Source organism: Brevibacillus reuszeri, from assembly GCF_002897295.1.
Classification (GTDB): Bacteria; Bacillota; Bacilli; order Brevibacillales; family Brevibacillaceae; genus Brevibacillus; species Brevibacillus reuszeri_A.
In genome coordinates this window covers 140,885-147,430 of sequence record NZ_BEXF01000015.1, presented here as the reverse complement: position 1 = coordinate 147,430, position 6,546 = coordinate 140,885, and the positions used below count along the sequence as shown (strand labels likewise).

The window sequence follows — 6,546 nt, the reverse complement described above, 5'->3', positions numbered from 1 at the left end:
GTTCTGTCAAAACCTTTTTACGATACTTTGGGCAAAAGACAACGTGATATTTACAGTCAAATACGATATTGTGGTTAGTTTCCACTGATCTACTCAAAACCATCACCTATGGTTAATTATACCATACTGCGTTAGATGAATGGAGTATATCTAACACCGATACAAAAAAGAACTATTTTTTGTTTGCTCTTAGCCCCCTAAAGGGGATACAGAGCAAAGTGCCTCATATCCCCATAGCTAAAGCAAGGGGTTTTACGGCACGAATGATAAATTGACCGGAATTCAAAATGATACAGTTCACTGGATGACCTGGGTAATATTTGGAATAGGTGGAAGCTATCTTTTAGTTCCAGACCTCTTCAAAAGAATCAAAAAAATTCAGTGATGGATATCCTTTGACTAACATTGCAAGTACATGATGATAGCAGGATGAGCATGAAAAAACTCGTTAAGGGCGTTTTAATAGGTACGCTAGCCTTTGGACTCTTATGGGGCAGTAAAGTCGCATATGAAATTATTGATTATAAGAAGAAACAAGTACAAAAGTACGCGATTGAAGATAGTATCTATTCAAAGGACTGCTACACTGAACAATTCAAGAGCGGGGAACTTGGTTCTACCTATTGCTTTTTGATATTTAAAGATAGCAAGGATGTAACGCTCAGGGTATCTAAGGAATTCAACGATCGAATGTTTGTTGGGCCAAAGTACTTCGTAAGTTATAATGGACTCAACGAGATAGAGAGTATTGAATGGATAACAGAAAAAATACAGTCACAGACACCCTGAAAGGGTGTTATTTGTTTTATCTGTAAGAAACTAACTGTTTCCAAAGGGGAAGATACGGGAATTAGATTAGAGATAAACTTCATAGGGAGGCATCATGAGTGTTATTGAAATTTTTATGCTGTGTGGTGGATGTATGTTAGTATTATTATCTATGCAAACATCTGAGCCATTAATTAATCATCTTTGGAGATGGTTAGAGAAAAGAAAGGGGAATAAATAAGATGGAGTTTTTCGTCCAACTCCTACTATTAGACATTCCCGAGGCAGTCCTGTTGTTGTTTGTAGGGTGTTCATTGTTCCATATACCCTTACGCAAAGAATGGAAGCGACTGATTCTGTGTGGTATCGTCTTCGCATTGTGGGGAGATTTCTTAACGTATATTGGAGTCAATTATCAAGTCAAACTGATTCTATTTTTTACTGGGCAAATGGTACTATTCTGGATACTTGGATTTCGATATCTGGCCATGGCCATGTCAATGGGATCTGCTTCATGGATGATGATGTCAGAGTCTATTTTAGGCTGGCTATTGAACTACTCCGGGATTGATTTAGAAGTGTTCGCAACAAGTTCATTGTTCCGATACGTACTATCCTATACATATTTGACCGTGATTGCATCACTTGGCATCATTCTATACTTGATCAAATTCAATCTGAGAAGTTTTTGGCCAAAAACTCATCAAAACCGCTATTTGCTACTATTACTTGTCTCAGGTGGTTTGTCTTTTGTCTCCATTCTCTTGATTAATATATCGGGAATACTGGCTGACATTTTGCCCGAAAGCGTCATTGCTGTAACAGCCAACCAGTGGATATATCAGTTGGTTGCTTTAATACTCATGTCCATTACCGCTGTCGTTTTCTTTCTGTATGTCAGGGCAACCATTCAAAGAGTCGAGAATGAAACCGAGGCACCTTTTGCAAGACAGTTGAATGATTTGACGACAGCCGTTCATTCTATCAAACACGACAGTTTAAATCACTATCAAGTGATAATCGGTTTTTTGAAGCTGAAGAATTACGACATGATTACGGATTATATCCAGCAGCTTATCATTGAGGCACGACAAATCATTGATGTCGTTCATGGCGTAAAGAATCCTACGGTATCAGCAATGCTCTACAGTAAAATGGCTATCTATGCTGGAAATGAGATTGATTTACGTCTTAATATTTCTCCTCAAGCTCCTCAGTTTTCTGAGTGGAAGAGTATACATATCTCAAAGGTTTTGGGCAATCTCTTAGATAATGCGATGACGGCAACTCAGAAACTAGAACCTGAAGATCGTTATATTCTAGTAGAATGGATTCGTGAAGGGAATAATGAAATTCTTGTCGTGGAAAATTCGGGGCCAACGATTGACGAAACAAATATTTCAAAGGTTTTTGGTTTGGGTTATACCACTAGAAAGTCGGGAAAAGGCGGCGTTGGGTTATCGGTTGTAGCATCACTGGTTAAGAAATACAGAGGACAAATTGAGGTTACATCTGTTAATGGTATCACAAGATTTACAATTTCGGTTCCGTGTACTGGAGCAGATATGGCTTCAGCTTAAATCGCCAACTTCCACTTAGTTTCATACTATAGAAATTCCATCATTCATTTCCATTGTTTCGCAAATGATGAAGTTAAAGCATAAGACCTGTTTGGTACTAGTTGCTTCTTTCTTGGGGCGAGCCTATTAAATCCTTTTTTAGGTAGCTAAATTTCGGAGCCTTGGATAATTTTGTCGTAACTACTTGTCTGTTAAATTGTTACATGCTATAATTCAAATCGAACGAAGGTCACAAACACAATAGGTAATAAGTCTAATTTCATATATCGCGTGGATATCCCAAGCGTACCAGTAAACTAGTAGATACTTGTTTACCGGGTACGCTTTTTATTTTTTCAGGATACGGACATTTTTATAAAGAAAGCGGGGCTTAAAAAGGTGAGTGTAAACAAGAAAAAGGTGACCTTATATGCAGTGCTATCACTGGGATGTGCAATAGTGGCTGCAAATTTGCTTTACAAACACAGCGAGAAACAATTTATGCAAGAGCAATATGAGGAAATCATTGCGATTCGACCTGGGAAGATCTTGGACCCATACACGCCTATTGTACCAGGCGACCTGTATACCAAGCCTGTACAAAAATCGGAATTGATCGATGGAATGATGAGCTCAACGAATATCCCGAAGATGATTGGGAAAATGACTTGGGTACCAGTAGCAAACGGTGAACCACTTCTTGATTGGAAAGTAGTAGACGATAAAAAGTTGTTTCCAAACCTGGACCAAGCAAGATATGAGATCCCAATTTCAGACTTCACTCCGATGACAGAAATTCGCAAAGGAGACTTTGTGAAAGTGTGGGTCCGCTACTCAGCAAAGAAACAAGAGCAAATGATCGAGCAGCTCGGCCCACCAATTGAATTCAAGCAAACGCCAGGAGCTGCTTCAGATTTCCTCTTTACTAGCCAGGTGGCTGGGGTGAAAGGTTCACAAGGGGAAGAAATCTTTAGCATGCTGGCCCCTATAGTGGAATCTACGCAAGCTGTAGGAGAGTTTATCGATAACAAACCAGAGAACTCTTCGGATACGCAACGGAGATTACAACAGACCTATCGAGGAGCACCTACAGCCATTCCAAGTCGTATGCTTTTCAACTGGTCTGATGAACAATACAAAATTTTTGTTGAAGCATTAAAGTATGGAGATGTCCAGATAGGTGTCTATATGCCACAAGCAGAGAAAATCACACTAAATGATAATGGGAATGTTGAAGTAATAGACATCCCGTTTGTACCGACTATTGGCGAAACAGAGTCGCAGATTACAGCTGCAAAATAGATTTAGTACGTTATTAGGGAGGAGTTATCCATGATTGCACTAGTTTTATCATCTCGCCCGCTTCAAGCAAAAGAATACCTACCAGAAACCGCCTCATTACATCGAAGAGCTCCTGAAAAAGTAGAAGCGATGAATGTGACTACATATGAAATGCTTCTCGAAAGGCTTCAAGGATATGAGCCGAAAATAATTCTTGTGGTGACAGCAGACATGTCTGAATCCGCTTATCGATGGATTCCAGAAGTCATGAATCAAACGAAAGCAGATCAAACACTATACATTCTACCGAAATCACAAAATGATCAATATCATCTTCAAGTTGTGATTGAGGAATTAGCAATAGAGTCCAATTGGAAGGGGAATATAAGTCTCCTAGAAACAAACCTTACTTTCCAAGAGGTAGCAGACCAATTGACAGGATTCGTTAATCCAAAATTGTCTGAATCAAACGAAACGGAATACGAGCATGATCAGGAACAAAGTGAGCTTTCGATCCTGCTTGCTTCCAATGAAATGGATGATGGAAGAAGTGGCCATGTTATTACCATAACTGGTCCAGGTTCTTCAGGGGCCACTACTTTCACCCTCTATCACTTTCCATTTCTAGCAAAACTGAATCCAGATAAAGAGTTTCTCATTGTGGACATCAACGATGATAAAGCTGACTTAGTAGAAACCACCGGCTCACATCATCAACGATTATCGTATTCAAAAACAGCGTTTCAGAGAAAAAAGCTAGAAGATATTGATCTAAAATATCACATCCCGTATAAGAATCTACCGAATTTGAAAGTAATATCAGCGGTGCAAGATCAACACAAATGGAGCCCGAATGAGATTGTGATGTTCTTAGAAAAAGTGAGGAAGGAATTTGATGTCATCATTTTTGATATGGGCGAATTGACATTCACTTCAAATACAAAGATTCGTTTGATGAGAGAATCGAATGAAGTAATTACTGTGGTTCGACCTGATAGTTTTTCGTTAAATCGAACTTTGCAATACATGAAAGTATTAGAAAGACTGCCTACCAAAGTTATCATTACGCATTTTGATACATCGTACGTATCAAAAAGTGAAGTGGAAAAGTATCTTGGCCTGCCAGTTCTAGGTGTGGTTCCGTACGAAAGGGGTTTGATTCCAAAGCAAACTACGAACGATTTGCTTGAACCCACGAAAAAAATGCAAAAAGAATTTGCCACTTATAAATGGGACTTGGAGCTGATTGTTGCCACGAAGAAGAGGGGATTGTTTGCCTCTGTAAGTTAACAATCGTGTAATCAGGGGGAGGGCCAAGTAAGTGAAGCAAACCAAAGCGTGGAACTATCCTCTTTTCAATAGTTATTAGCAAAAGCATGTGACAAAGTAATGCTGCGGATGAAGATCTAAACGATAGAATGGATCAACTGCAAATGGGCGTTCATATTATTTTGGAAGCAAGAACTGAAGGTTACCAGGTGGATTGTCCAGCGATGTACAGCGGTGAACAGGGCTCTATGTAGAAAAACCGTGACGAATCATATTTTTACTATCAGTGGTCGGGGAGGAAAAAATGAGCGCGAGTGTAAGTTCGAAATTATCATTAAGAGATGTTATTTCGTTGGTCACCGAATATTACAAAGATATGAACGAAATAGATGATCCTGACCAAAAGGAAAGGATTGGGAAATGGATCAAGAGTATTCAAACGGAAGATGATAATACTGCAAAACAAAACCTGATTTCAGATTTAACAACGGTTCTTGGCAAGAAAAACATTGTGCTTGGAGACGATCACATAATCTATCCCAATGTTCCACCTATTGAAGGAATCGTATTTCGTATATATGGATTAGGTGTATATGACGCAATTACTCATCAATCGCCAACGATAGAGTCTGTTTGGTTAGGCGGAGGACAAATTGCGCGGTATGTAGAGCACGGCATCACAAAAAGCTATTACGGTTATGTTACAGATGATTCCGAGTTGGAAGCCATACAATCAAGATTAGAAGAAATTTGCAAGAAACCTCACAATGCATCAGAGCCTATTCTTCGAGGATTCATTGAATCGTCTGAAACTCGTATTCAATCCTACATACCTCATCGAACTTATAGTAGGATTATCCGTACTCGTCGATTAATTACACCTTCCTTTTCATTGGATGATATCAAAATGGATGAACGGGCAAGGGAGTTCAGTAAGCAAGCGGTTTACGGACGGTTAAACATTTGTCTTGCTGGCGGACAAGGTGTTGGTAAAACAACACGACAAATTGGTTTGCTTATCTTGAAAGATCCAGAAACGGAGAACATCACGATTTACGAAACTGAACACGAAATGAGATTTCAAAAGAAATGGCCGGGGACCGTCGCAGAGATTCAAGACATTAATGATATGGGGTTTGCTGCGGTTCAACGTGATGTATTTCGAAATGGATCACAAACAATCTGTTTTGCAGAGCCACGGGAAGGGATCGAAGCTCACTATGCACTTATGAGTTGTGGAAGAGGTTCGGACCAAACTGTTTTAACCACCCATATCCGAATACCAGACATAGATGATCCGGTATCAGGAATCCGTGAGTTTGCAACACTTGTGAATGAGCATAGAAAAACAAATATCAATGATATTTATCGAAATATTGCATCGGGAATTGATCTCTTTTGGATACTTGAAAATTTGAAGGGTAACCGGGTAGATTACTGCATATTTGTACCAGAAATGCAAGAAGACTCGATTTCGCCAAGAGGAGACTATGTTCCACCGAAACCAACGGCAAGGGTATTAGCAAAATATGACTTCTCGAAGAAGGAACTTATGTGGACAGGAGAACAGTTAGCTGATCATAAGGTACATTACATGACAAATAAAGGTAAGGCAGATTTAGAAATACTTCGTGAGTTAGGATTAACGAACTTGAAAAGGGAGGTATAA

Annotated in this window: 6 protein-coding genes; 5 read left to right on the top strand and 1 reads right to left on the bottom strand. The window is 39.3% G+C overall.

The features are described from left to right. Positions 1–106 (bottom strand): transposase (locus C3B52_RS38235; RefSeq protein ID WP_201264908.1); only part of this gene is annotated, 106 nt, incomplete at its 3' end. A 329-nt stretch (positions 107–435) separates the two neighbouring features. Between C3B52_RS38235 and C3B52_RS22400 the strand changes: the two genes are divergently transcribed. The 5 genes from C3B52_RS22400 to C3B52_RS22380 all read left to right on the top strand — a co-directional run bounded on the left by C3B52_RS22400 (position 436) and on the right by C3B52_RS22380 (position 6,546). Beyond that, positions 436–789 carry a hypothetical protein gene (locus tag C3B52_RS22400; protein ID WP_103108615.1) on the top strand — a complete coding sequence of 118 codons (354 nt, stop codon included), beginning with the start codon at positions 436–438 and terminating at the stop codon, positions 787–789. Positions 790–1,010: 221 nt separating this feature from the next. Next, positions 1,011–2,348 carry a sensor histidine kinase gene (locus C3B52_RS22395; RefSeq protein WP_103108614.1) on the top strand — a complete coding sequence of 446 codons (1,338 nt, stop codon included), beginning with the start codon at positions 1,011–1,013 and terminating at the stop codon, positions 2,346–2,348. Positions 2,349–2,828: 480 nt separating this feature from the next. Next, on the top strand, positions 2,829–3,629 hold the full coding sequence (locus tag C3B52_RS22390; protein ID WP_164684874.1) for a hypothetical protein: 801 nt from the start codon (positions 2,829–2,831) through the stop codon (positions 3,627–3,629). A gap of 30 nt (positions 3,630–3,659) precedes the next feature. Continuing rightward, on the top strand, positions 3,660–4,898 hold the full coding sequence (locus tag C3B52_RS22385; protein ID WP_103108612.1) for a hypothetical protein: 1,239 nt from the start codon (positions 3,660–3,662) through the stop codon (positions 4,896–4,898). Between the two features lie 283 nt (positions 4,899–5,181). Further along, complete coding sequence (locus C3B52_RS22380) at positions 5,182–6,546, top strand: Flp pilus assembly complex ATPase component TadA (RefSeq protein ID WP_103108611.1); 1,365 nt, start codon at positions 5,182–5,184, stop codon at positions 6,544–6,546.